At 73.2% G+C, this 23,649-nt stretch carries 23 protein-coding genes; 12 read left to right on the top strand and 11 right to left on the bottom strand.

Going from position 1 to position 23,649, the window contains the following annotated elements; all coding sequences use genetic code 11:
- Positions 1-56: 56 nt before the first annotated feature.
- Entirely contained in the window at positions 57-608 is a 552-nt protein-coding gene (locus tag AC51EU_RS10860) for a SigE family RNA polymerase sigma factor (RefSeq protein WP_496266578.1), read from the bottom strand.
- A 201-nt stretch (positions 609-809) separates the two neighbouring features.
- Here AC51EU_RS10860 and AC51EU_RS10855 point away from each other — a divergent pair, with 201 nt between their 5' ends.
- Together AC51EU_RS10855 and AC51EU_RS10850 are read left to right on the top strand one after the other, a co-directional pair.
- The gene (locus AC51EU_RS10855; RefSeq protein ID WP_496266576.1) at positions 810-4,232 is read left to right on the top strand and encodes a S8 family serine peptidase; all 3,423 of its coding nucleotides are present in this window, start codon (positions 810-812) and stop codon (positions 4,230-4,232) included.
- Between the two features lie 266 nt (positions 4,233-4,498).
- Positions 4,499-5,812 (top strand): lanthionine synthetase LanC family protein, encoded by a 1,314-nt coding sequence (locus tag AC51EU_RS10850; protein ID WP_496266574.1) that lies wholly within the window; start codon positions 4,499-4,501, stop codon positions 5,810-5,812.
- A 369-nt stretch (positions 5,813-6,181) separates the two neighbouring features.
- On the opposite strand, the gene AC51EU_RS10845 is transcribed toward AC51EU_RS10850, so the two are convergent.
- Entirely contained in the window at positions 6,182-6,676 is a 495-nt protein-coding gene (locus tag AC51EU_RS10845; protein WP_496266572.1) for a thioredoxin family protein, read from the bottom strand.
- A gap of 264 nt (positions 6,677-6,940) precedes the next feature.
- Between AC51EU_RS10845 and AC51EU_RS10840 the strand changes: the two genes are divergently transcribed.
- Entirely contained in the window at positions 6,941-7,303 is a 363-nt protein-coding gene (locus AC51EU_RS10840; RefSeq protein WP_496266580.1) for an ArsR/SmtB family transcription factor, read from the top strand.
- 163 nt (positions 7,304-7,466) lie between these two features.
- On the opposite strand, the gene AC51EU_RS10835 is transcribed toward AC51EU_RS10840, so the two are convergent.
- Entirely contained in the window at positions 7,467-7,691 is a 225-nt protein-coding gene (locus AC51EU_RS10835) for a hypothetical protein (protein ID WP_496266570.1), read from the bottom strand.
- A 504-nt stretch (positions 7,692-8,195) separates the two neighbouring features.
- On the opposite strand from AC51EU_RS10835, the gene AC51EU_RS10830 reads away from it, so the two are divergent.
- On the top strand, positions 8,196-9,740 hold the full coding sequence (locus tag AC51EU_RS10830) for an alpha/beta fold hydrolase (protein ID WP_496266569.1): 1,545 nt from the start codon (positions 8,196-8,198) through the stop codon (positions 9,738-9,740).
- Here AC51EU_RS10830 and AC51EU_RS10825 read toward each other — a convergent pair.
- Complete coding sequence (locus AC51EU_RS10825) at positions 9,721-10,536, bottom strand: phytanoyl-CoA dioxygenase family protein (protein WP_496266568.1); 816 nt, start codon at positions 10,534-10,536, stop codon at positions 9,721-9,723. The genes AC51EU_RS10830 and AC51EU_RS10825 overlap by 20 nt on opposite strands.
- A gap of 381 nt (positions 10,537-10,917) precedes the next feature.
- On the opposite strand from AC51EU_RS10825, the gene AC51EU_RS10820 reads away from it, so the two are divergent.
- Positions 10,918-11,289, top strand: a complete 372-nt coding sequence (locus AC51EU_RS10820; protein ID WP_496266567.1) for a cupin domain-containing protein — start codon at positions 10,918-10,920, stop codon at positions 11,287-11,289.
- Positions 11,290-11,422: 133 nt separating this feature from the next.
- Here AC51EU_RS10820 and AC51EU_RS10815 read toward each other — a convergent pair whose 3' ends face one another.
- Both AC51EU_RS10815 and AC51EU_RS10810 read right to left on the bottom strand, forming a co-directional pair.
- A complete protein-coding gene (locus AC51EU_RS10815; RefSeq protein WP_496266566.1) occupies positions 11,423-12,373 on the bottom strand; it encodes an SDR family NAD(P)-dependent oxidoreductase in 951 nt (316 codons plus the stop codon).
- 141 nt (positions 12,374-12,514) lie between these two features.
- Positions 12,515-12,787, bottom strand: coding sequence for a hypothetical protein (locus AC51EU_RS10810; RefSeq protein ID WP_496266565.1), 273 nt, complete (start codon positions 12,785-12,787; stop codon positions 12,515-12,517).
- A 223-nt stretch (positions 12,788-13,010) separates the two neighbouring features.
- On the opposite strand from AC51EU_RS10810, the gene dhaK reads away from it, so the two are divergent.
- The 3 genes from dhaK (at position 13,011) to AC51EU_RS10795 (ending at position 15,158) form a co-directional block, all read left to right on the top strand.
- Complete coding sequence (gene dhaK, locus AC51EU_RS10805; protein WP_496266564.1) at positions 13,011-14,003, top strand: dihydroxyacetone kinase subunit DhaK; 993 nt, start codon at positions 13,011-13,013, stop codon at positions 14,001-14,003.
- 133 nt (positions 14,004-14,136) lie between these two features.
- Positions 14,137-14,745 carry a dihydroxyacetone kinase subunit DhaL gene (dhaL, locus tag AC51EU_RS10800; protein ID WP_496266563.1) on the top strand — a complete coding sequence of 203 codons (609 nt, stop codon included), beginning with the start codon at positions 14,137-14,139 and terminating at the stop codon, positions 14,743-14,745.
- Positions 14,742-15,158, top strand: coding sequence for a PTS-dependent dihydroxyacetone kinase phosphotransferase subunit DhaM (locus AC51EU_RS10795; RefSeq protein WP_496266562.1), 417 nt, complete (start codon positions 14,742-14,744; stop codon positions 15,156-15,158). Before dhaL ends, AC51EU_RS10795 begins: the two co-directional genes overlap by 4 nt.
- A gap of 4 nt (positions 15,159-15,162) precedes the next feature.
- On the opposite strand, the gene AC51EU_RS10790 is transcribed toward AC51EU_RS10795, so the two are convergent.
- Positions 15,163-15,984 carry an SAM-dependent methyltransferase gene (locus tag AC51EU_RS10790; protein ID WP_496266561.1) on the bottom strand — a complete coding sequence of 274 codons (822 nt, stop codon included), beginning with the start codon at positions 15,982-15,984 and terminating at the stop codon, positions 15,163-15,165.
- Between the two features lie 494 nt (positions 15,985-16,478).
- Between AC51EU_RS10790 and AC51EU_RS10785 the strand changes: the two genes are divergently transcribed.
- Both AC51EU_RS10785 and AC51EU_RS10780 read left to right on the top strand, forming a co-directional pair.
- Positions 16,479-17,081, top strand: a complete 603-nt coding sequence (locus AC51EU_RS10785) for an RNA polymerase sigma factor (RefSeq protein ID WP_496266560.1) — start codon at positions 16,479-16,481, stop codon at positions 17,079-17,081.
- An 18-nt stretch (positions 17,082-17,099) separates the two neighbouring features.
- Complete coding sequence (locus AC51EU_RS10780; protein ID WP_496266559.1) at positions 17,100-17,849, top strand: hypothetical protein; 750 nt, start codon at positions 17,100-17,102, stop codon at positions 17,847-17,849.
- Here AC51EU_RS10780 and amaB read toward each other — a convergent pair.
- The gene (gene amaB, locus AC51EU_RS10775) at positions 17,836-19,410 is read right to left on the bottom strand and encodes an L-piperidine-6-carboxylate dehydrogenase (RefSeq protein WP_496266558.1); all 1,575 of its coding nucleotides are present in this window, start codon (positions 19,408-19,410) and stop codon (positions 17,836-17,838) included. The genes AC51EU_RS10780 and amaB overlap by 14 nt on opposite strands.
- Positions 19,411-19,495: 85 nt before the next feature.
- Positions 19,496-20,695, bottom strand: a complete 1,200-nt coding sequence (locus AC51EU_RS10770) for an NAD(P)/FAD-dependent oxidoreductase (protein ID WP_496266557.1) — start codon at positions 20,693-20,695, stop codon at positions 19,496-19,498.
- Between the two features lie 304 nt (positions 20,696-20,999).
- Between AC51EU_RS10770 and AC51EU_RS10765 the strand changes: the two genes are divergently transcribed.
- Complete coding sequence (locus AC51EU_RS10765; protein ID WP_496266556.1) at positions 21,000-21,407, top strand: hypothetical protein; 408 nt, start codon at positions 21,000-21,002, stop codon at positions 21,405-21,407.
- Positions 21,408-21,576: 169 nt separating this feature from the next.
- On the opposite strand, the gene AC51EU_RS10760 is transcribed toward AC51EU_RS10765, so the two are convergent.
- Positions 21,577-22,317, bottom strand: a complete 741-nt coding sequence (locus AC51EU_RS10760; RefSeq protein WP_496266579.1) for a FadR/GntR family transcriptional regulator — start codon at positions 22,315-22,317, stop codon at positions 21,577-21,579.
- A 230-nt stretch (positions 22,318-22,547) separates the two neighbouring features.
- Positions 22,548-22,973 (bottom strand): STAS domain-containing protein, encoded by a 426-nt coding sequence (locus AC51EU_RS10755; protein ID WP_496266555.1) that lies wholly within the window; start codon positions 22,971-22,973, stop codon positions 22,548-22,550.
- Positions 22,974-23,262: 289 nt separating this feature from the next.
- Between AC51EU_RS10755 and AC51EU_RS10750 the strand changes: the two genes are divergently transcribed.
- Positions 23,263-23,649 (top strand): MarR family winged helix-turn-helix transcriptional regulator (locus AC51EU_RS10750; protein WP_496266553.1); only part of this gene is annotated, 387 nt, incomplete at its 3' end.

Genomic DNA, 23,649 nt, shown 5'->3' with positions numbered 1-23,649 from the left:
CAGGGGCGGCTCGGTGCCGAGCCCCTCCTCCAGCAGGTTCTTGACGTCGTGGTGGTTCATCGCAGTGCGACCTTCCTTCGAGTGGCATCGGTGGGTGGGGCGAACGCGCCGGGTGCGCCGGGTTCCCCGTCGTCCCCCAGCAGGCCGCGCAACCGGGTCAGGGCCCGCGCCGTGTGGCTCTTGACGGTTCCCGCGGTGCAGCCCAGGGCCGCCGCGGTCGCGGCGATGTCCAGGTCGGCCCAGTAGCGCAGCACCACCACCGCCCGCTGGCGCGGCGGCAGGGCGTCCAGCGCGGCACGCACCTGGAGTCCCAGCGCGGGATCGGCGCAGGGCGCGGCCCGGTCGGGCAGGACGCTCGCGGGCTGCTCGCGGCGCCAGCGCCGCCGCATGTGGTCCACGCAGGTCCGGGTCAGTACGCGGTGGGCGTACGCCTCCATGTTCCGTATCTGGCGCCGGCGGCCCCACACGGCGTACAGCTTCGCCAGCGCCGTCTGCGCGATGTCCTCGGCGTGGTGCCAGTCACCGCACATCAGGTAGGCGGTACGGCGCAGGTGCGCCAGCCGCTCCTCGGCGAAGCCGCGGAATTCCTCCAGGTCCCCGGTACGCAATGGCGTGCCTCCGTTCGTCTCTGCCCCCTCGACGGAGCGGGCCGGGCGCGGGGATGTCACGGCCCGTGAGATCTCCTCAAAAAATTTTTCCGGCGTCGTACGACCTCCTCGCACCCGGTCCGCTCCGTCGTCCGGTCGAGACAGAAGCGAGCGGCCACGCCCGGAATCTTCGCGCGGGGCCGTGCGAGCGAGAGGACGCGTATGCGAGGCATACGTACGGCGGGACCGCCCGCCGCCGTGGTGGCGGGCGCCCTGCTGCTGGGGACGGCGGCCGTACCACCCGCCGGTGCGGCACCGGCCGGAGCGGCGGACGGGACGGGCTCCGTGGTGAGGGTCACCCTCGTCACGGGGGACCAGGTCACCGCGCGGGTCGGCGCGAAGGGCGCGGTGTCGGTGGTCACGGTGCGGCCCGGACCCGGGCGCGGGGACATCGCGTTCGCCCAGCAGGGGTCCGGCGGCCGGGTGTCGCTGGTGCCGCAGGACGCGGTGGCGCCGCTGCGCGCCGGTCATCTGGACCCGCGGCTGTTCGACATCACGGGGCTGGTGGCCCAGGGGTACGACGACGCCCGCAGCCCGCGGCTGCCGCTGATCGTCACCTACGGCAAGGACGCCGCGCAGCGCGCCGCGTCACCACCGTCCGGTACGGGGGCGGTGCGTGCCCTGCCGAGTGTGCACGGCGCCGCCCTGCGCGCCGACAAGAAGCGGATGCCGCAGGTGTGGAAGGAGTGGGCCCCCTCCGCGTCGCGGGGGAAGGCGGCCGCCGCGCTCTCCGGCGGGGTGGCGAAGCTGTGGCTCGACGGCCGGGTCGGCGCGCGCCTGGACCGCAGTACGGCCCAGGCCGGCGCGCCGCAGGCGTGGAAGTCCGGGTGGACCGGCAAGGGCGTGAAGGTCGCGGTGCTGGACACCGGTGTCGACGCCGCGCATCCCGATCTCTCCGGCAGGGTCGGCGGGTCGGCCGACTTCACCCGGGACGGGGGCGACACGAAGGGCGGCGCTCCCGACAGCGACGGCCATGGCACGCATGTGGCGTCCACCATCGCCGGGGACGGCAGCGCCTCCGACGGCCGCTACCGGGGCATGGCCCCCGACGCCGAACTGATGGTCGGCAAGGTGCTGGACGACAACGGTGACGGGCAGGAGTCGTGGGTCCTCCAGGGCATGGAGTGGGCCGCGGAACGGGCACCGATCGTCAACCTCAGCCTGACGGGCGCCGCCACCGACGGCACCGACCCGCTCTCCCAGGCCGTCGACAGCCTCTCCGCGCGGCACGGCACCCTGTTCGTGGCGGCCGCGGGCAACAGCGGACGCCCCGGCACGATCGGCACCCCGGGCACGGCGGACGCCGCGCTGACGGTGGGCGCCGTGGAGCGGAACGACACACTCGCGTCGCTGTCCAGCCGGGGACCGCGCCAGGGCGGACATGTCGTCAAACCCGATCTGACGGCGCCCGGCATGGGCATCGTCGCGGCCCGCGCCGCGGGTACCGGCGACGGCCCTGCCGGTGAGCGCTACACCACGCTGTCGGGCACCTCGATGGCCGCGCCGCACGTCGCGGGCGCCGCCGCGCTGCTCGCCCAGGCCCACCCCGACTGGAAGGGGCCGCAGCTCAAGGCCGCGCTGATGTCCTCGGCGAAGCCGATCGCCGGGCAGGGGGCGTACGAGCAGGGCGCGGGGCGCCTGGACGTGGCGCGGGCGACCACGCAGAAGGTGTACGCCACCGCCGAGGACACCGGGGTGTACGCCGACGACCCGAAGGCGACCACCCCGGTGACCCGCACCGTCACCTACCACAACACCGCTGCCACGAAGGTGACTCTCGCCCTGACCGCGGCCGCCACCGGCCGCGCGGGCAAGCCCGGTCCCGGGGGCCTGTTCACCGTCGCGCCGGCCACGGTGTCCGTCCCCGCCGGGGGCACGGCCCGCGTCACCGTCACCGTCGACCCGGGGGCCGCCGCCGCGGGCACCTCGTACACCGGCCGTCTGACGGCGACCGGGGACGGCGGCACCGTGGTGACCGGCCCGGCCTTCGCGTTCACCAAGGAGGCGGTCCGCCACCAGGTCACGGTCGAGGCCGTCGACCGCCACGGCGCCCCCCTCGGTCCGGGCTCACGCGAACAGGGCTTCTCCTCCGTACGGTTGACGAACCTCGCCGACGGGACGTCGTTCCCGCTGGTCTTCACCGACGGCAAGGCCACCGCCCGCGTACCGGAGGGCCGCTACAACCTCGGCGGCACCCTGGTCACCCCGGGCGCCGGCGATGACGCGCCGACCTCGACTCTGTTCCTGCGGTCCGGGCTGGACATCGGCCGGGACGACCGGTTCACGGTGGACGCCCGGCAGGGCAGGCCGATCACCGTCGCCGTGCCCGACGCCGGGGCGCGGCCGTACTCGCTGTCGGCGGGCTACTGCCACCGCCCGGACGGGGAGACGGAGTGCGCGGACCAGAGCGTCCTGCTCGGCAGGCCCGGACGGCTCTTCGCCGTCCCCGGCGAGAAGGTGACCGACGGCACCCTCACCTTCTTCGTCCGCAGCATCCAGAACGGCGCCCGGGCCCCCAAGGGCCGGCTGCCGGACCACTACGACCTGCTGCTGCTCAGCACCGGCCGCCTCCCCGACCCGGCGTTCCGCGTCACCCGCGCGGACCTCGCCGCCGTGCGGACCACCTTCCACGCCCAGGCGCCCGGCACCGCGGGCGGCCTCTCCAGCTGGCCGACGGCGTCCGGGCTGGGCGCGGTGAGCATCGCCGAACCGGACTTCGCGCTGCCCGCGGCCCGCACCGAGTACCTGACCGTGCGCGGCCAGACCCGCGAGACGTACTTCAGCCAGCACACCGGCGAGGGCGGGGAGATCCTGCCGCTGCCCGTCGTCCAGACCGGCACCACCGCGTGCGCGGCGGGCGCCACCTGCACCGAACGGTGGAACGCCGCCGTCATCGGCCCGGGCCTGGCGCCCGTCAGGAAGGGCGCCGCGTCGGTCGTCCGCTCCAGCGACGGCACGCTCACCGCGGAACCGCAGCTGTTCAGCGACGCGGCCGCCGGCCATTACGGCGGCCCGATGCCCGACTGGCAGCAGGACACCGTGCGTCTGACCCTCACCAAGGACGGCAAGGAGCTCGGCTCCGCCGACACCCCCCGGGCCGACTTCGCCGTCCGCGACGACACGGGCACCTACCGTCTGACGGCCCGTGCCACCCGCAAGGAGCCGTGGGCCCCGCTGTCGGCAACGGTGGAGACCGCGTGGACGTTCCGCTCCGCGCCGGTCACCCCCGGCACGGATGGCGCGGTACGCGGCGAGCCGCTGCCGCTGGACGTCGTACGGTTCACCGCCCCCGTCGACGCCGCCAACCGGACCGCGCGGGCCCGGCACACCCTGACCGCGCGGGTGGAGCGCCAGGCGGGCGCCGCGCCCTCCGCGGCCAAGAGCCTCACCGTGCGGGTCTCCTTCGACGATGGCGCGACCTGGCAGGACGCGCCGGTGACCGCCGACGGCACCAAGGGCCACCGCGTCACCGTCACCCCGCCCGCGGGCGCCGGCCCCTTCGTGTCCCTGAAGGCCACGGCGCGCACCGCTGACGGCGGCAGCGTGGAGCAGACGATCCTGCGGGCCTACCACCTGGGCTCCTGACGCCCGCCCCAGGTCCCGCCGCCCCGGGAGCGTGTGCCGGGGCGGCGGGGCCGGGGGCTGCCGCCGCCTCCGGGCAGTCATCCCCGTACGGGTTCCCCGCTCCTCCACGCCTCCTCGGCCAGGTGCGCGCCGTCCCCGGGGAGATCCCGCCCTTTCGCCCGCGTTCCCGTACGCCGGGCGCGTCCACCGCGCGAAAGAATTTCACCCCCCACGTGACGGTGAAGCCTGGCCGTGCGGGTGCCGCGCCGCGTGCCACAGTGGGCGCCATGACGGTAGTGGACACCACGGACATCACGGTCGACGAGGCCGAGGCGACGGCGGCGGAAGGGCTGCGCTGGCTGCTCGCCCAGGCCCGGGAGACCGGGGGCCACGGCCTCGCCTGGCCCGACGCCCCCTCCGACGACGCGACCGACCCGACGCTCTACAGCGGCACGGCCGGTGTCGTCCCCGTCCTCCTGGAAGCCTGGCGGCACTTCGGCGACGACCGGTACGCCGACGCCGCGCGGCGCGCCGCCCGCGGCCTGTCCACCGCCGTCGACGACGAGGAGAACCCCTCCCTGTACTGCGGCCTCACCGGCATCGCCGTCGCCCTGCGCGCCGTCCACGAGGCGCTGGACGCCCCGGACGCCGCTGCCGCCGCCGACCGGGCCCTGGCGCTGGTGCGCTCACGCTTCGACGGGACCCGCTGGGGCGACATGTTCGACCTGATCGGCGGCAACGCCGGCATCGGCATCGGCGCGCTGGCGGCCGGCGACACCGACCTGGCCGTGCTCGCGGTGGAGCCCTATCCGCGCACCGCCGAGCAGACGCGGGCGGGCGTCTGCTGGGAATGGCACCGGGACCGGGAGTCACGACTGCACCATCTCTCGCACGGCACCCTCGGCATCGTGTACGCGCTCGCGTGCGTCGGCCGCGCCACGGGCCGCGCCGACCTGGTCGAACTGGCCCGGTCCGGTGCCGCGGACGTCGTGGCGCGCGACGAGGCGGGACCGGCCGGCTTCCTCGTCCCCCACTCCGACCCCCAGGAGCACCCCGGCACCACCCCCCGCTACAGCTACGGCTGGTGCCACGGCCCGGCCGGGGACGCCCAGGTCTTCCGGCTGCTGCGGGACGTCCTCGACGCCCCCGCCTGGCAGACCCTCGCCGACCGCTGCTGGCACACCGTCACCCGCTCCGGCCTGCCGCGCCGCCTGCGCCCCGGCTTCTGGGACAACAACGGACGCTGCTGCGGCACCGCGGGCGTACTCGCGCTGGCCTGCGACCGCATGGCCGAGCAGGACGACCACCCGGCCTTCGCCCACCTCCTCGTCACGGACCTCATGTCCCGGGCGACCCGCGACACCGACGGCGCCCGGTGGTCCAACGTCGAACACCGGGCCATCCCGAGCGCTTTGGAACCCCGGACCGGATGGGGCATGGGCAACGCGGGCATCGTCCGCGAGCTGCTGCGCTTCGTACGGGTGAGCCGTGGCACCGACCCCTCGTACGCGTTCACCTGGCCGGACCAGCCGGCGGTGAACCGGACCGCAACCGTCGCACCCCGGGGCGGCGAGACGACTGCGTCCGTGTCAGAGGGCTGACCGGGCGGGCGAGCGCGATCGGGGCGGGCGGGCACGGGCTGGGGCGGGTTCAGGCCGGCTCCCTCCCGGAGGACACAGGTTCCGTGTACCGGCCCTCGCGGCCACGGGGAAGATGCCGTTCCATGACGTCCGTACCGTGGAGCACGCATGCCGTGACGATCCGTTCCCACCGCGTGATCAAAAGGTTCCGGCGCGACAGTCGCGAGGAGTGCGAGCGGGAGTGGCGCGCGCTGACACTGCTCACCTCCTGTGCGCCAGGGCTCGCCCCCGCCCCGTGGAGTGTGGATCTCGCCGCCGAGGAGCCGGTCGTGGTGATGTCACGCCTACCGGGTGAGCCCCTCCGGGGCCAAGCACTTGAAGCTCACCATCTCAAGGCCCTGGCCACCGCGCTGAACGAGCCAGCGCATCGGAATCCGGAGCCGCCCCGGTGCCGGCGAAGTGCCGCAGGACCGCCTGGTGGACCGCCCGCAGGCCCCGCTCGGCCGGCGCGCGGCGTCCCCGCCCGCCCCGTCCGACCACTTCGAGGGCCGTCACCTCACGACAGTGCCCTGTGGTCCGTGGCCGACCGGCAGCGGCGAGTGCCTCACGCAACGCGGCCACGCTCGGGGCGCCGGCGGTCGTGCCGTCCGGCTCCCGGTACAGCCGGCACGACACGCTCGGCACCGCGCCGGCCGGCGCGAACGGGTCCACGCCGTCCACCAGGATCGTCGGCGAGCCGGTCATCCCGCGTGCGACGGCCTGCTCCTGATCATGGATCTCCACCAGTTCCACCTGCGCCGACCGGTCCGCCACCGCCGCAGTGACCCGCTCCAGGGCAAGGGGGGCGTTCGGGCACTCCGGCACCGTCAGCACCGTGATCCGCATCCTGCTCGTCCTCCCGGCTCGTCGTCCTGCCCGGAACGTTAGACCTTCCAGCGCGCTGGAAGGTCAAGTCGCCACGCAGAGGCTCGCCCCGCACGTGTCCCTCCGAGGACTTATGGAGTTGCTAACGTTGGCAATTCTCCAGGTCATCACCTGGGATGACCTGGGCGAGGATGGCCGCATGGCAGACAGGATGCGAGGGGTGCGATGCGCGAAGGCGCGGCCGTACGGGCCGTGGAGAGCCGGGAGCGGCGGGAGGTCGGCCCGGTGAGCGCACCGCTGTACCAGCTCAAGGCCGAGTTCTTCAAGACGCTGGGGCACCCGGTGCGCATCCGCGTATTGGAGCTGCTGAGCGAGCGGGAGCACGCGGTGGCGCAGATGCTGCCGGAGGTCGGTGTCGGCCCGGCCCATCTGTCACAGCAGTTGGCGGTGCTGCGGCGGGCGAATCTGGTCGTCACCCGCAAGGAGGGCTCGACCGTCTATTACTCGCTGGCCAGTCCTCACGTGGCCGAACTGCTGCGGGTGGCGCGCACGATCCTGTCGGGCGTGCTGGCCGGGCAGGCCGAGCTGCTGGCGGACCTGCGGGACGCCTCGTCCGAGAGGAAACCGCCGGGGCGCGCGTCGTCCTAGGTCACCGGCACGGCGGGCGGCTTCGGCGCGAATCCGTCCTCCGGCCGGCGACGCCGTCCCGGCCACCGTGCACCACCTGCCCGGCAGCGCCCTGGGGCCGTATCACGGCACTCCGGCCGCGCCGCCCGGCTCACTCACCCGGACCAGAGCGCCCGCGCTCCGTTCACACCGTGTGCCCGTTCTCCGGCGCGGGTCCGGGGTCCACGCCGACATTGCGGGCGATCCGCAGGGCGTCCTCCAGTTCGTCCTCCGCCACCGCCACCTCATAGGCGTCCTCAGCCTCGTACGCGGCTTCGGCGGCGGCCCGTGCCCGACGCACGCGCTCCCGTACCGCCTCCGTGAAATCGCCCACCCAAGACCTCCGCATCACGATCTGGTTAGCTGCCATGACAACTAGTGAATTGAAGAACTCTTCAATTCTAGGGGCGCGGCAGGCCCCGTACGCCACCCCTGTGGCCTGTGTCGTGTGCCTCTGCCCCCCACGTGCGGGGGAAGGGAGGGCCGTGGAACGGGCGAGCGCTCCTCCGCCGGCCGGCCGCTGTTCCTTCGCCACCATCACCGCACCGGCTCTCCTGTTCACGGCGAGCTTGAGGATGTCGTGCTCCCGTGACGCGAGGGCGGGCTGTGGCCTACGTACACGTGAGGGAACGCCGGTCACGCGGGGCCGCAGCGGGACCAAGCACCAGAGCACAGTGCCCCCGCCGGGCACGAGGGCTCATGCCCGACCGGATCTGCCCGAGGAGCGCGACCTTCCGACCCACCACTTCCGTTTCTTACACGCCTTTGCCGCTTCTCTGCCGTTCCTGTGAAGTACACCCGCCAACATGACGACCGCACCTGAGAAACACCAGGGGTTCGGGGAGTCCGAGGAACCCGGGGCAGAGGAGAGGCCATGAGGTACAGGAGAACGGCGCGGCGTGCGGGTCTGGTCGCGAGCATGATGGCGGTGATGGCTTCGGCGCTGCCGATGGCGACCGCCACCGCTTCCGTGCCCGTGGACGGACGCGCGGCGTCCGCGGCACCCGCCTGGTGCCCGAGCGTGGACGGTCACCAGGTCGACTGCGGCCAGGTGGACCGCCCGCTCGTCGCGGGAAAGCCGAAGCTCGGTACCGTCAAGGTGAGTTACGCGGTCGTACGCCACAGCGCACCCGGTCCCGCCAAGGGCACCGTCGCCGTCAACCCCGGCGGGCCGGGCGAGACCTCGATCGACAAGGCCGAGGCGTTCGCCTGGGGCCTGGAGAGCCTGCTGAAGGACCATGACGTGCTGCTCGTCGACCCGCGCGGCACCGGGGCGTCGCAGCGCGTCCCCTGCGGGGTCACCGACGCCGAGTACCGCTTCGGCACCCGTGCCCAGCAGCGGGCCGCGGTCGAACGGTGCGCCAAGAACCTCGGGCCCAAGGCCGCCGGCTACACCTCGGCGGCCACCGCCGACGACATCGACGCGATCCGGGCCCGCCTCGGCGTACGGAAACTGAGCCTGTACGGGCTGTCCTACGGCACGTACCTGATGCCGGTGTACGCCTCCCGCCACCCCGGGCACGTACGCTCCATCGTGCTGTCCGGCGCCTTCCCCCTCGCGCTCGACCCGCTGGCGCGCCCCAGCGCGCAGGCGGTCTCGTTGAGTCTGCGCCGGGTGTGCGAGCGCGGTGTTCCCGTCGCATGTGACGGGAAGCAGGCCGTGAAGGATCTGGCCACCACGGCCGCGCGGCTCCGCGCCCGGCCCATGACGGTGCCGATCACCAGCGAAGCCGGCCTCTACAAGAAGAGGTTCACCGAGGACAAGCTCGCCAATCTGCTGTTCGAGGCGGCCAGCAGCCAGGTCGGCCTCGAACCGGGCGAGCCCTCGCTGCTCGGCCAACTGCCGAACGCTCTCCACCGTTTCGTGAAGGGCGATGCCGGCCCGCTGAAGAAGCTGGTCCAGGAGGAGGGAGAGACGGGCAGCACGGTGGACCAGGCGCCGTACATCGCGGTCACCTGCAACGACTACCGCAGGGCCTGGTCGAAGGACGCGCCGCGCTCCGTGCGGTGGCGCCAGTACAACGCCGCGCTGGCCTCCGTACGTCCCGGTGAGCACGGTGCGTTCAGCGCCAAGGGCTTCACCGAGGGCACCACGGACGCCGGTGACGTGTGCATCGACTGGCCGCGCGAGAACACTCCTGCCCCGCAGCCCACGAAGCCCAAGCTTCCCGACGTCCCGGTGCTCGTGGTCTCCGGCGACCTCGACGCCAACACGCCCGACGCCAGCGGCGAGAAGGCCGCCGCGCAGTTCCGCGACAGCCGGTTCTTCTCGGTCCGCAACATGGGGCACGTCCCCGAGCTGGAGCCCAGCCGCTGCGTCGCCGACGTCTCCTCGCACTTCCTCCGCACCGGCAAGCCCGGCGACACCTCCTGCATGCGCGCCCTGCCTCCGATCAAGGTCACTCCGGTCCAGGGCTGACGGAGCGGCGCCGTGACGGTGTGGGCAGCCGGAGCGTGGTGCCCGTCATCGCCAGCAGGCTCAGCGTCTCGGTGAAGATGAGCGCCTCGCCGGGCTGCAGCTCCACCTCGGCGACGTCCTCGGGACGCGGCTCCCCATGGGGATCGACGGCGAAGTCGGAGAAGTCGTAGCCGTAGAAGCCGGTCTCCTTGGTGAACGTGGTGACGTGGTCCGCCGAGTAGCGCGCCTCACGGCCGCGCGCCGGGGACTTGGCCTCGTCGAAAATGCGCTCGCGGTGGGAACCACGCACGAACTTCATGCAGCCGGTGCGCTTGGTGGCCGGCGTGAAGGTCGTCCACACGGTGATGTCGATGTACGCGTTCCAGTCCGTCTTCGTCGGCACCAGCTGCGGCTTGCCGGTGGCGTAGCTGTAATCACGGACCTGGTGCCACTCGGTGCCCCGGGATCCGGGGAACTTTGCGAAAAACTCTGTGCGCCACGACAGCACATCGGGCCCGAGGATCGCATTCAGATACGTGAGGATCTTCGGGTGCGTGACGTGGCGCGACAGCTCCGGAATGTCCAGGTGCCGGTCGTAGTTCATGCTGTTGTTGAACACCGAGTGGGTGGTGTCCTGGTTCTTGATGCGCACCTCACGCAGAATCTCGGCTGCCTCGTCGGGCTCGTACAGCTTGACCGGGCCGATGAAGCCGTCCTGCATGAAGCGCGTGATGTCGCCCTTGATTTCCTCGGGAACGATCGCGTCCTCGGCGATCGCCGCCCCCGAGCCCGCGGGCCCGATCTGAGTCTCGGTCATCGTGAGGTAGACGTCCTTTCCGTGATTCCCAAACTCGTCGGAGTCGTCCCGCCACACGGCGCGGTGCGGTCACGGAAAGCACGGAACAGCGGTGCGCCGTGGTGGAATCGACCGGCATACAGGAACGTGCGGTTGCACCATTCAAGGAGCATTCTTCGTGGCCCTGTCCTCACACGGTCCTCGTCGCGTCCTCGACACTCCGGGTTGACAGCCCGCCACCCACCGTCCGATGCTGACGGCTGTCGCGCCCGCTCGGAAAGCCCTTTTCCCGCCGCCGACCAGGGCAGTCCCTACGGCATGCGAGTTCGGCGATAAGGCTTCGAGACGGCACCGGCTGCTACGCCCCGCAGCTCCCCCCAGACAGAGCGAGGAGACCTACGCATGGCCCGGCCGGAAAACCCCGTCAACATCGAGGAAAAGCTGGCCAAAGTGACCGAGCGCTGGTCACCGAAGACGGTTCTTGAAGCGAACGGTCTCGAATTCAGGGCGGTCAAGGTTCAGGGCGAATTTGTTTGGCACCACCACCCCGAGGGCGATGAACTCTTCATCGTCGTCCGGGGCGAGCTGACCATCGACCTCGCGGACCGTCCGAGTGCGGTGGTGGGGCCCGGGGAGATGTTCGTCGTGCCGCGCGGCGTTCCTCACAGGCCGCGTGCCGAGCAGGAGTGCGAGATCGTCGTCATGGATCCGCCGGGGGTCGTCAACACCGGCGAGGCGTCCAGCGACCTGACGGCCGACGAGGAATGGATCTGACGGCTGGTAACGGCTGAAGGTGAGGGTTCGGGCGGCTTGACGTTCGCGGCGTCAGCGCAGACGGCGGCAAGCCGGGACATCGGGGCGGCCTGGCAGTTCCTTGGCCACAACCGCCCCTGAGTACCACTTGCCCCTACCGGAAGCCGAGGTCCGGATCGGTGCCGGCCAGCTCGCTGCTGGCCGCCCAGAGGCGAGCGGCGGCGGCCGGGTCGGTCATGTGGGAGGGGACGGGCTCACGCCGTGGTGCGCCGCGCAGGCCGAAGACCCTCGGTCCCCAGAGCTGTCCTCCCCGCACCTGCGGGTCGAGGACGGCGCGGACGACGGGCCATGCCCCGGCGTCCTTGCCCTGTACCAGGAGTCCGGCGGGCAGAGCGCGCAGCCGTTGGCCGGGGGGTGTCACGCGGACCGGCGGGCGGGAGGGGGTGAGGGAGTCCAGTGCGCCGCCGGGGTGGGCCACCACGCTGAGCACCGTGCTGCCGACCGCGCGCAGGCGGCGGTCGAGCTCGAAGCCGAAGGACATCTGTGCCAGCTTCGATCGGCCGTAGGTGCGCTTGGGCCGGTAGTCCCGGGTCGACTGCAGATCGTTCAGGTCCAGTCGCTCGGACCGTGCCGCGAAGCTGCCCACCGTCACGATGCGGCCTGCCGGCGCCGCGGACAGCAGCGGGGCCAGCCGCTGGGTGAGCGCGAAGTGGCCGAGGTGGTTGGTGCCGAACATCAGCTCGTGGCCGTCCTCGGTCTCCCGGCGCGGCGGGTCGTCGAGCGCGACCCCCGCGTTGTAGACCGCCGCGTCGAGATGCTCGAAATCCAGCCTGTCCACGGCGGTCTTCAGGGACGACAGGTTGGCGAGGTCCAGTGGAAGGTGCCGCACGTGCGCGCCGGAGACGCGCGAGCGGATCGAGGCCTTGGCGGCGTCGGCCTTCGCGGCGTCCCGGCTGCCGAGTACGACGACGGCACCGGTGGCGGCGAGCTGTTCCGCGACGAAGTAGCCGATCCCGGCGTTGCCCCCGGTGACCAGGAAGATCCTGCCCTCGGCGGACGGCAGCCGCTGAACGTCCCACGGTCGGCTCTGGGATGCGGAAGACACGATGACAGGCTCCTTGCGCTCGGGGGCGGCGTGCTCGGGGGAAGCACCAACCCGTCCAAGGTCGCAGCCCGCACCGACACACCGCCGACAGGCATCCGACATCTCTCCGGAGAACTACGGAGAGCACGTACCCCAGCGCTGTCACCACTCGTGAACGTCACCCGACGTGGATCGGGGTGAGGGGGCGGCCAGGTTTTTTCGGTTCCGGAGCAGGTCAGCGAGGTACGCCTCCAGTTCCGGCAGGTAGGAGACGTCGGTACGGAAGTGGCCGTAACCCAGACGGACGGGGCCGTCGTGCCCGCCGGCGGCGGCATCGGACGGCGCGGTGCACAGCCCGTAGGGAACATGAACGTCGTCCATCGTCATGCCCCTCCAGCACCGCCCCGATCCGGCGATCTCCGTGACCTCGGGCATCGAGGACCTGATACTGGGGCTGAACCGATCCAGCCGACGGCTCGCCGAACAAGCCGGGCACGTCCGACGAACCGTCGGAAAGGTCGGCATCGAGCCAGCAGGAGACCCGCCGGAAGCCCCTCAGGACCGCCAGGACAGCCCAGATCGACAGTCGCCCACACAGGGGATGACCTGCGAGAACACTGCTCGGGCGGTGAGTTGCCAGTCGCACCAGGGAGTACCCGTGAAGATGCTCGTCAATGTTCCCGAGACCGTCGTCGCCGATGCCCTGCGGGGGATGGCGGCGGCTCATCCGGAGTTGGTGGTGGACCCGGAGCACCGGGTGGTCGTGCGGCGGGACGCGCCGGTCGCCGGGAAGGTGGCGCTGGTGTCGGGGGGCGGGAGCGGACATGAGCCGTTGCACGCGGGGTTCGTGGGGCCGGGGATGCTGGATGCGGCGTGTCCCGGTGAGGTGTTCACGTCGCCGGTGCCGGACCAGATGGTGCGGGCCGCGGCGGCCGTGGACAGCGGGCACGGTGTGCTGTTCGTGGTGAAGAACTACACGGGTGACGTGCTGAACTTCCGGATGGCGGCGGAGTTGGCGGAGGACGAGGGCATCATGGTCGCCAGTGTGCTCGTCGACGACGACGTGGCGGTGGCCGATTCGACGTACACCGCGGGGCGGCGGGGCACGGGGGCGACGCTGTTCGTGGAGAAGATCGCCGGGGCCGCGGCCGCGGAGGGACAGCCGCTGGAGCGGGTGGAGGCGCTGGCCCGGCGGGTCGTCGAGGGGTCGCGGAGCTTCGGGGTGGCGCTGGCGCCGTGCAGCACCCCCGCCAAGGGCGGTCCGACGTTCGACCTGCCCGAAGGGGAGCTGGAGCTGGGCGTCGGCATCCACGGCGAGCCGGGGCGGGAGCGGCGCGCGATGATGACGTCCCGGGAGATCGCCGACTTCGCGCTGGACGCCGTCCTGGAGGACCTGCGGCCGAGGCTGCCGGTACTGGTACTGGTCAACGGGATGGGCGCGACCCCGCTGCTGGAGCTGTACGGGTTCGGCGCGGAGGTGCACCGGGTGCTGGAGGAGCGGCAGGTGGCGGTGGCCCGTACGCTCGTCGGCAACTATGTGACGTCGTTGGACATGGCGGGCTGTTCGGTCACGTTGTGCCAGGTGGACGAGGAACTGCTGCGGTTGTGGGACGCGCCGGTGCGGACGCCGGGGCTGCGCTGGGGCTGCTGAGGCGGGCGGTGCCCGGCGTGCCACGGGGCCGTCGTGGGTGTCGTGTGTCGTGGCCTACGGCGTGTTCCGCCGCACGGTGGGCACCATGAGTACGCACGTGCCCCATCCGTACCCCCGAGCAGAGGAGCACCCCGTGCCCGAAACGGCCCTGGACGCCGCGTTCTTCGTCCGCTGGCTGGCGGCCTGCGCCGCGTCGGTCGAGCGGGAGGCCGACCGCCTCACCGATCTGGACGCCGCGATCGGCGATGCCGACCACGGCAGCAACATGCGGCGCGGCTTCACCGCCGTCACCACCCTGCTGGAGGAAGAGACCCCGCGGACCCCCGGCGCCGTGCTGACCGCCGCCGGACGGCAGCTGGTCTCGACGGTGGGCGGCGCCTCCGGGCCGCTCTACGGGACGCTGCTGCGGCGCACCGGCAAGGCGCTCGGCGACGCGCCCGCGGTCGGGAGGGAGGAGCTGCGCACGGCGCTGCGGGCGGGGGTGGACGCGGTGGCGCAGCTCGGTGGCGCGGCGCCCGGCGACAAGACCATGCTCGACGCGCTCGTACCGGCGGTGGAGGCCCTGGGCGCCTCGTTCGGGGAGGCGGCCCGCGCCGCCGAGAAGGGCGCGCTGGCGACCGTGCCGTTCCAGGCCCGCAAGGGGCGGGCGAGTTATCTGGGCGAGCGCAGCATCGGGCACCAGGACCCGGGGGCGACGTCCTCGGCCCTGCTGTTCGCTGCCCTGGCGGAGGTGGCGTCATGAGCGGTGGTACGGAGGCGGCGCGGGTCGGGATCGTGCTGGTGTCGCACAGCGCCCCGGTGGCGGAGTCGGTGGCGGCGCTGGCCGCGGGGCTGGCCGGTGGTGGCACGGCGCCGGTCGCGGCCGCCGGCGGCACCCCGGACGGCGGTCTCGGCACCAGTGCGGAGCTGATCGTCCGGGCGGCGCGGTCGGTGGACGAGGGGGCCGGTGTGGCGCTCCTGGCCGATCTGGGCAGTGCGGTGCTGACGGTGAAGACGCTGCTCGCCGAGGGTGACGAGTTGCCCGAGGGGTCCCGGCTGGTGGACGCGCCGTTCGTGGAGGGCGCGGTGGCCGCCGTGGTCACCGCGTCGGCGGGCGCGGACCTGGCCGCGGTCGCGGCGGCGGCCGGGGAGGCGTACGACTACCGCAAGCGGTGAGGGGTCAGGGTTTGCGGGCGACGGCGGCGTAGCAGGCGGCCTCGGCGTCGGTGATGTGTGTGGTGTCCCCGGGGCTGTCGGGGCGCCACTGGTGGGAGAGGGTGATGCCCGGTTCCAGCAGTTCCCAGCCGTCGAAGAACCGGGTGAACTCGGCGCGGGTGCGGAGCTGGAGGTCCGTGCCCGCGTCCCGGTAGATCGTGATGATGTGGCCCATGGCCTCGGGGGCGAAGTCGGCCGTGGCATGGGTCACGGCGAGGGTGCTGCCGCTGGGCAGCGCGTCCTTGAGGGTTTCGACGACGGTGCGGGCGCGGTCGCGGCCGTCGTCGGTGACGAAGTGCAGGAGGGCGTTGAGGCTGAGGGCCGTGGGGCGGCCCAGGTCGAGGGTGCCCAGGAGCTGGGGGGAGCGGAGGATGCTCCCGGGGTCGGTGGCGTCGGCCTGGACGTAGGCGGTGCGTCCTTCGGGGGTGCTGCGCAGCAGGGCGGCGGCGTGGGCGAGGACGATGGGGTCGTTGTCGGTGTAGACGACGCGGGAGTCCGGGGCGATGCCCTGGGCGATGTCGTGGAGGTTGGGGCGGGTGGGGATGCCGGTGCCGATGTCGAGGAACTGGCGCATGCCCGACTCCACGAGGAACCTGGTGGCACGGTGCATGAACTCGCGGTTGACGCGGGCGGCGACCAGGGCCGCGGGGAAGACGTCCAGGACGCGGCCGGCGGCCTGCCGGTCGGCGAGGAAGTTGGTCCTGCCGCCGAGGAAGTAGTCGTAGATCCGGGCGGAGTGGGCCCGGTCCAGCCGGAGGTCCACCACGGGTCCGTCGTGTGCGCTCATCGTGCTTCCCCCTCGTGGCCGGGCGCCGCGCTCGGGCGGTGCGGTGCCGCGGGGCACTTGGTGCCGTGCGGCTTCGGCCTCCTGCCCGGTACGCGGCGGATCATGCGGGGGCGCGGCCCCTTGTGCCGTACGCCGGGTGGTGCGCGCGGTGTCCCACCGGTCACCTGCGGCGGAACCCCGTCACCCGTAGTCATATGAATACCCGAAAGAAGAATTCTTGGCCCTCGGTGCCACAAACGGCCCCTGTGTGCGGTTCATTGGAACCTGAGGGCAACAGTCCTCCCGCTGCCCCGGCACACCGGTTGTCCCGCGGGCGGCGGTGCACGGCGATCGGAACGAGGACGTCTCGTGAACGCAGACCGGGACCGCCCCCAGACGGCGTACGCGCGGGCGCACGCCCGGCCGGCGGCAGGGGCCGCGCTCCCCCGCCGCCGGTGTGCGACCGCGCCTCGCACGCGGTGGCGACAGGCCCCGTACGCCCGCGAGGGGCGCCCATGAGCGGGAACGGCCCCTCCGCGGCGCGCCGCTCCGAGCACCGGATGTCCCTCACCTTCGAGGCGTTCCACGCGACCCACGCCCGCAAATGGCTGACGTACGCGTATCTCCACACCGGCAGCGGGGACACGGCCCGCGAGGTGACCCGCGCCGCGTTCCGGCAGCTGGAGGTGCTGTGGCCGCACGCGCTGCGGCAGGCGTCGGTGGAGGCGTTCGCCTGGTCGGTCCTCAAGGAGCAGGTGGTGGACCGGCTCTACGACCACGAGCGGCCCACCGCGCTCACCGGGACCGCGGCCTTCGCCGTCGTGGCGCACGCCCTGTTGCGCGAGTGCCAGCAGCAGTTCGCGCTGTTGGAGAGCCAGTTGGGGCTCTATTCGGCGATCGCGCGGCTGCCCGAGCGGCAGTGCGACGTCATCGTGCTGCGCCATGTCATCGGCTACAGCGACGCGCAGATCGGCGCGCTGCTCGGCATCGACGAGGCCACCGTCCGCTCGCACGCCAGCCGCGGCCGCCGCAAGCTCGCCGCGGCCCTCGGCATGGAGGTCCAGGAGCACACCCGGGACGGCCCGCCCGGCCGGGCCCCCGGACACCCGCAGGACTGACACGAGGAGAGAAGGATCATGCCGCCCACGGACCCCACCGGCCGGCACGGCAGCCTCGACGCGCTGCTGGACGCCGCCGCCGAGATGGCCGGCATCGACGACCTGGCCGGCTTCGGTGATCTCGCCGGCCTCGGCGTACTCGAAGAACCGGGCGGGGACGACGGCCCGCACCGCCCCGCCGGAGCGCACCGCCCCGACCGCGGCGCGCCCACCGTCTACCTCAGCGCACGCGACGAGGCCACCCATGAACTCGACCTGGCCTGCGCTCTGGTGGTGAACGCCGCGGCCGCCGCCGCCAGCCTGGAACGGCTGGTGGACGACCACCGCATCGACCCCGAGGGCGCGCTGGTCTTCGCCTGTCTGCTGCACATCACGGGGCGCACGCGGGCGGCGCACTTCTGGTGGCACTTCGGTGCCGGCGCCGGCAGCAGGACCGCCGCGTACTGCCTCTATCTCGCCCACCGCAGGGACGGCGAGTTCCGCGACGCGGCCCACTGGCGACGGCAGGCCGCGCACACGCCGGACGAGGAGCGGCGCGCGGTCCCGGCGTTCGACGAGCACCAGCTGCTGCCGGACGAGGCCCGGCACAATCTGCTCGTCCAGTGGCACAGCGGGCTCGCCCCCACGCTGCCCGCCGCACTGGAGCACGTCATCAACCGGTTGACGGTGGAGGGGGACGACGAGGACTTCGGCGAGATCCCGCGCCCCTCCCCCACCCTGGTCCGCGACCTGGGGCGGGCCCGCCCGCCCCAGGTCAGAGGAAGGTGACGCCCTGGGCCAGCGGCAGGTCCGCCGAGTGGTTGACGGTGTTGGTGGCGCGGCGCATATAGGCGCGCCAGGCATCGGAGCCCGCCTCGCGCCCGCCCCCGGTCTCCTTCTCCCCGCCGAACGCGCCGCCGATCTCCGCGCCCGAGGTGCCGATGTTGACGTTGGCGATGCCGCAGTCGGAGCCGTCGGCGGCCAGGAAGCGTTCGGCCTCGCGCTGGTCGCGGGTGAAGATGCTGGACGACAGGCCCTGCGGCACGTCGTTGTTGAGGGCGATGGCCTCGTCGAGGGTGCGGTAGGTCAGGACGTACAGCAGGGGCGCGAAGGTCTCGGTGCGGACGATCGCGGTCTGCCGCGGCATCCGGACGACGGCGGGGCGGACGTAGACGGCGTCGGGCGCCCCGTCGGCGGGGCAGCGGTCGCCGCCGGTGAGGACGGTGCCGCCGTCGGCGCGGGCGGCGGCGAGGGCCTCGGTCAGCGCCGTGTGGGCGGCGGGGCGGACGAGGGGGCCGACGAGGGTCGCGGGGTCGAACGGGTCGCCCACCGGGAGCTGTTCGTAGGCGCGTACGACGCGGGCCGTCAGCTCGTCGGCGATGTCCTCGTGGACGATCAGGCGGCGCAGGGTGGTGCAGCGCTGGCCGGCGGTGCCCGCGGCGGCGAAGACGACGGCGCGGACGGTGAGGTCGAGGTCGGCGGAGGGGGTGACGACGGCGGCGTTGTTGCCGCCGAGTTCGAGCAGCGCCCGGCCGAAGCGGGCGGCCACGCGCGGGGCGACCTGCCGTCCCATCCGTACCGATCCGGTGGCGCTGAGGAGGGCCACCCGTGGGTCGGCGGCGAGCCGTTCGCCGAGGGCGGGGCCGCCGAGCAGCAGCCGGTGCACGCCGGGCGGGGCGCCGGTGCCGGCGGCGGCGCGGGCCAGCAGGGTGTGGCAGGCCAACGCGGTGAGCGGGGTCAGCTCGGACGGTTTCCAGACGACGGGGTCGCCGCAGACCAGGGCGATCGCGGTGTTCCAGGACCAGACGGCGACGGGGAAGTTGAAGGCGGTGAGGACGCCGGCGACGCCGAGCGGGTGCCAGGTCTCGGAGAGCCGGTGGCCGGGGCGTTCCCCGGCGATGGTGCGGCCGTGGAGCTGCCGGGAGAGCCCGACGGCGAGGTCGCAGACGTCGGTCATCTCCTGTACCTCGCCCAGCGCCTCGGAGCGGATCTTGCCGGCCTCGAGGGTGACCAGGTCGGCGAGGTCCTCGCGGTGCTCGGTGATCAGCGCGCCGAGCCGTTTGACGAGGGCGCCGCGCCGCGGGGCGGGCACCGTGCGCCACTGAAGGAACGCGCGGTGGGCCTCGGCCACGGCGGCGTCGGCCTCCGCGGGGGTGGTGGCGGGCAGCAGGGCGAGGGTGCCGCCGGTGAGCGGGGTGCGGGCGGCGAGGGTGCCGTCGGGGGCGGGGCCCTCGGGTGCGGCGAAGATGCCGTGGGCCTCGGGGTCGGCGCCGCAGCGGCGCAGTGCGGACCTGGCGCGCTCGCGGAGCGCGGCGGTGTCGGGCACACGCACGTGAGGGGTGGTGGTCATGGGCGGGCTCCTCGGGGGTCGTGGGGCGCGGGCGGTGTCATGCGCTGCGCCCTCGCCGGTGGGTGTGCGCCCCGGTGCCTCGGGGTCAGATGATGTGGGCCTCGGGGCGGGTGGCGGTGAGGTCGCCGCTGAAGCGGGCGGCGGAGAGCGGGCCGATGTCGAGGAACGGTTCCCGGCCGAGGTAGAGGTCGCGGACGACCTCGCCGACGGCGGGGGCCTGGAGGAAGCCGTGGCCGGAGAAACCGGTGGCGTACAGGAAGCGCCCGCCGTGCGCGGCGGTGCGGGGCGCCTCGCCGATCAGCGCGTTGTGGTCGGGGGTCACCTCGTAGAGCCCGGCCCAGCCGCCGGTGACGGGTACTCCGGCGAGGGCGGGGGCGCGGCGGGCGGCGGCCGCGCGGAAGGGGCGCAGCCACTCGGTGGTGAACCGGCGGTCGAAGCCCGGCCGTTGCGCGGGATCGGAGAGGCCCATGAGGAGGCCGTCGGCGCCGTCGTTGTGGAAGTAGAGGGTGGAGCGGTAGTCGAGGGTGAAGGGGAGCCGGGGCGGTACGGGGCACAGCGGTCCGGTGAAGGCGATCTGGCGGCGCAGCGGGGTGACGGGGAGGCAGACGCCCGCCATCGCGCCGACGGTGGCGGACCATGCCCCCGCGCAGCAGATCACGGCGGAGGTGCGCACGGTGCCGTACGGGGTGCGGACCGCGTACCCGTCCGGGCCTTTGGCGGCCGGGTCGATCGCGGTGACCGGGCAGCCGGTGCGGACGGTCGCGCCGAGCCGCCGCGCGGCGCGCAGATATCCGTCGACCGCGGCCCGGGGGCGGGCGTGCCCGTCGTCCGGGCTGTACGCGGCGGCGGTGAACGCCCCGGGGTCGAGATAGGGGCACAGTGCGTGGGCCTCCCGGGGGGTGATGATGCGGCTGGGGACGCCGTAGGTGTTCTGGAGGGTGACGCCCGCCTCGAACGTGGCGAGTTCGCCGGGGCCGTCGAGGAGGAAGAGGTATCCGACGGTCTCCAGGGTGATGTCGGCGCCGGGGCGCCGGCCGAAGTCGCGCCAGGCGTCCAGGCTGCGGCGGCCGAGCTGGATGTTGAGCGGATCGGAGAACTGGGCGCGCACCCCGCCGAGGGGTTTGCCGGACGAGCCGGAGGCGGGCCGGTCGCGCTCCAGGAGGAGCACCTCTCCGGCGCCGGCCTCGGCGAGGTGGAACGCGACACTCGCGCCGATGACACCGCCGCCGATGATCACGACGTCGGCCCGTCCGGGGACGGGGACACTGGGAACGCTGGGAGCCATCCGGGCCGCCTTCCCTTCTGCGTGGTCCTTGGGTGGAGGGTGAGGAGGGAGTGGGACGGGGTCACTCATGATGGTGGCGCGCCGGACCCCATGCGTCCATGCGCGCCCGCCGGACACGACCGGCCGGATCCGTTCCTCGCGGCCGTACGGAAGGCTGCCCGGTCTCCCGGGGCGTGCCCGTCGTCACCACGGCCCGGTCGCGGACCGTTCACCCGGATGACATGTGTGATCACTTTCTGGCACAGTGTCCCCCGGCCCGGACAAGGGCCTCCTCAACCGGACGGAAGGGAAGAACGGGAACACCATGCGGAAGAACCTCATGCAGCGCGTCGGCACCGTGTCGGCGGTCGCGATCGGCAGCCTGGCACTGGTCGCGGTGGGCGCCTCCCCGGCCGCGGCGTCGGCCACCGGCTGCACGGGCAACGCGGGGATGACGGACGGATCGGGTTCGGTCTGCCTCGACGTCAAGGGAACGAAGCTGAAGGTCGATTCGTTCACCCTCCGCAAGAAGTCCAACAACCGCGCATGGACCGACAAGCCGGTCGTGACGGCGGGCTCCTACAAGTGGACCGGCCCGTCGAAGACCGCCCGCCGCACCCAGACCATCAGCGTCAGCCACACCCTGAACAAGAGCTTCCCCAACAACACGCGGATGTGCGGCTACTGGAGCAAGTTCCCGAACAAGAAGGCGTGCATCACCATTCACAACTGATCGCTCGGTGACGGGGGCGGGCGCCGTTCCGGTACCACCGCATCGTGGCGCCGCTGCTGGGAATCCCGCGGACATCGTTGCCGCGTTCGAACCGGGGCACCGTACAGGCACGCCCTTTCGTCGACCACGGTGTCGAACACTTCAAGCCAGAAGGCCGGCAGGGCATCCCTCACCCCTGGCGGACCACCCCACTCGCCGTCGCGTCCCTACGGGCAGTGGCCAGGCTGTGGCGGACCGGGGCGTAGTGGGCGGCCACGGCTGTGGCGAAGGCGGTCGCGTCGCGGGTGCGGGCGGCCTCGGCGATGCGGCGGTGGGTGGCGGCGGTGTGGCGGGCGTCCTCGGGGGTGAGGACGCCGAGGCGGGGGGCGAGGGTCTCGTAGGCGTCGCGGAACGCCTGGGAGAGGCGGCGGAGGAGGTCGTCGCCGAGTGGTTCGGCGAGCAGGGCGTGGAAGGCGCGGTCGGCGGCGGCGCGGCCGTCGCGGGTCGGACGGGACTCCATCTCCGTCACCAGGGTGTCCAGGGTGTCCAGTTGGGCGGGGGTGAGGGAGGTGACGATGCGTTCCGCGTGGCCGCGTTCGAAGAGTTCGCGCAGGTCCACCAGGTCGGCGCAGGTGCGCAGGTCGTGGTCGGGGTCGAGGAGGGCGCGGAAGGTGATGCTCTCGACCAGCGCGGACAGGCCCAGCCCGCCGACATAGGTGCCGTGGCCGTGCCGTACCTCGACGATGTCGAGGGCGGACAGGGTCCGGACGGCCTCGCGGACGCTGGAGCGGCTGGTGCCGAGGGCGGCGCAGAGTTCGGCCTCGGTGGGCAGCGGGTCGCCGGGGCGCATCCGGTGGTCGAGCATGTACCGCTTGATCTCCTCGGCGACCTCCGTGCGGAGGGACACCCGACCGCGGCGTTGTCGCGGCACCCCAGGACGCGGCATCCCGTCCCCTCTCCCTCTGTACGGCCGGTCCGCACCCTACCAACCGCGGATCGGACATCAGATGTCCGAACTCCGGGTCGCTGGACGGCGGTTACCGTTCCGTACGCGTACGGAGGCGCGCCGCGCCGGCGCGATGTGGGCCGGAAGGCGACGGAACACGGCGGGATCGCAGCGGCCGGGGCCGCGGCCTCCGGTGGCGGCCCGCCGGGACGCGCTCAGGCCGCCGGGTCCCCGGGCTCCGCGGGGTCGTCCACCAGCGGCGGCCAGGTGGGGCGGCCGGCGGCGGGGACGGCGGCCAGGGCATGACCGACCGTCGGATAGCAGGAGAAAACGCCCAGCGACTGGGTGCCGACGAGCAGACGCAGCATCCGGACGCCGAGGGAGGCCAGGAGCAGGCGCCCCTCCAGCCTGCGGCACAGCCACTCCAGGGCCAGCAGGCAGCTCAGGCCCCGGGAGTCGCAGAAGCGCAGGGCGGTCAGGTCGAGCACCAGAAACCGGTGGCCGGCCGAGACGACGGACCGCGCCTCGGCGAGGAATGCCTCCTCGGTGCGCAGGTCCAGCTCACCGGTGACCCTCAGGACCGCGCACTCCTCCGTCTGCACGATCGCAGTGACCGCCAACGACCGCATGTCGGAACTCATGCCGACCAGCCTAAGCGCCCCTGTGCGCCCTGCCCCCGCCCCGTTCCCCCGGCGCATGCGCCGCACGCACCGGCACGATCACAGGGCGCACCCTCCGTCCCGGGCCTCCCGGAGGCACGACGTCGCAGGTCGGCGCGGTGTCCCCGCTGCCGGGGCAGCCGCCGCCCACCCTCTCCGGAAGTCCTCACGAGTCACCACGATCCCACACAGCCGCACAGCTCCCGGCGCCGGGCCGGGGCGGCCTGAGGGGCGGCGCCACGCCGCGGGGAGGACGGGATAGAAAGGAGACATGGACGAACCGACGCTTCCGCCCGGGAGCCACGACGCCGGGTGCCGTGCCACCGGGGACGACGACGTCGCCGCGGTGACCCGCGCCGTCCTGGCCGCCTCCCGTGTCCTGGTCGCGGTCTCCGCCCGTTCGCTGGCGGCCGCCGGGGACCGGGTCACGCTGCCGCAGTTCCGGCTGCTGGTGACGCTGTCCGCGCACGGTTCGGCCAAGCTCGTCGAGATCGCCGACCGGCTCGGCGTCAATCCGTCCACGGCGATGCGGATGGTCGACCGGCTGGTCGCCTCCGGCCTCGCCGAACGGCGGCTCAATCCGGGCGACCGCCGTGAGACGCGGCTGGCGCTGACCGCCGAGGGGCAGCGGATCGTCGACGAGGTCACCGCGCGCCGG

The organism is Candidatus Streptomyces philanthi (genome assembly GCF_059553635.1).
The sequence above is the reverse complement of the archived record's forward strand: the minus strand, read 5'-3'. Positions and strand labels throughout refer to the sequence as shown.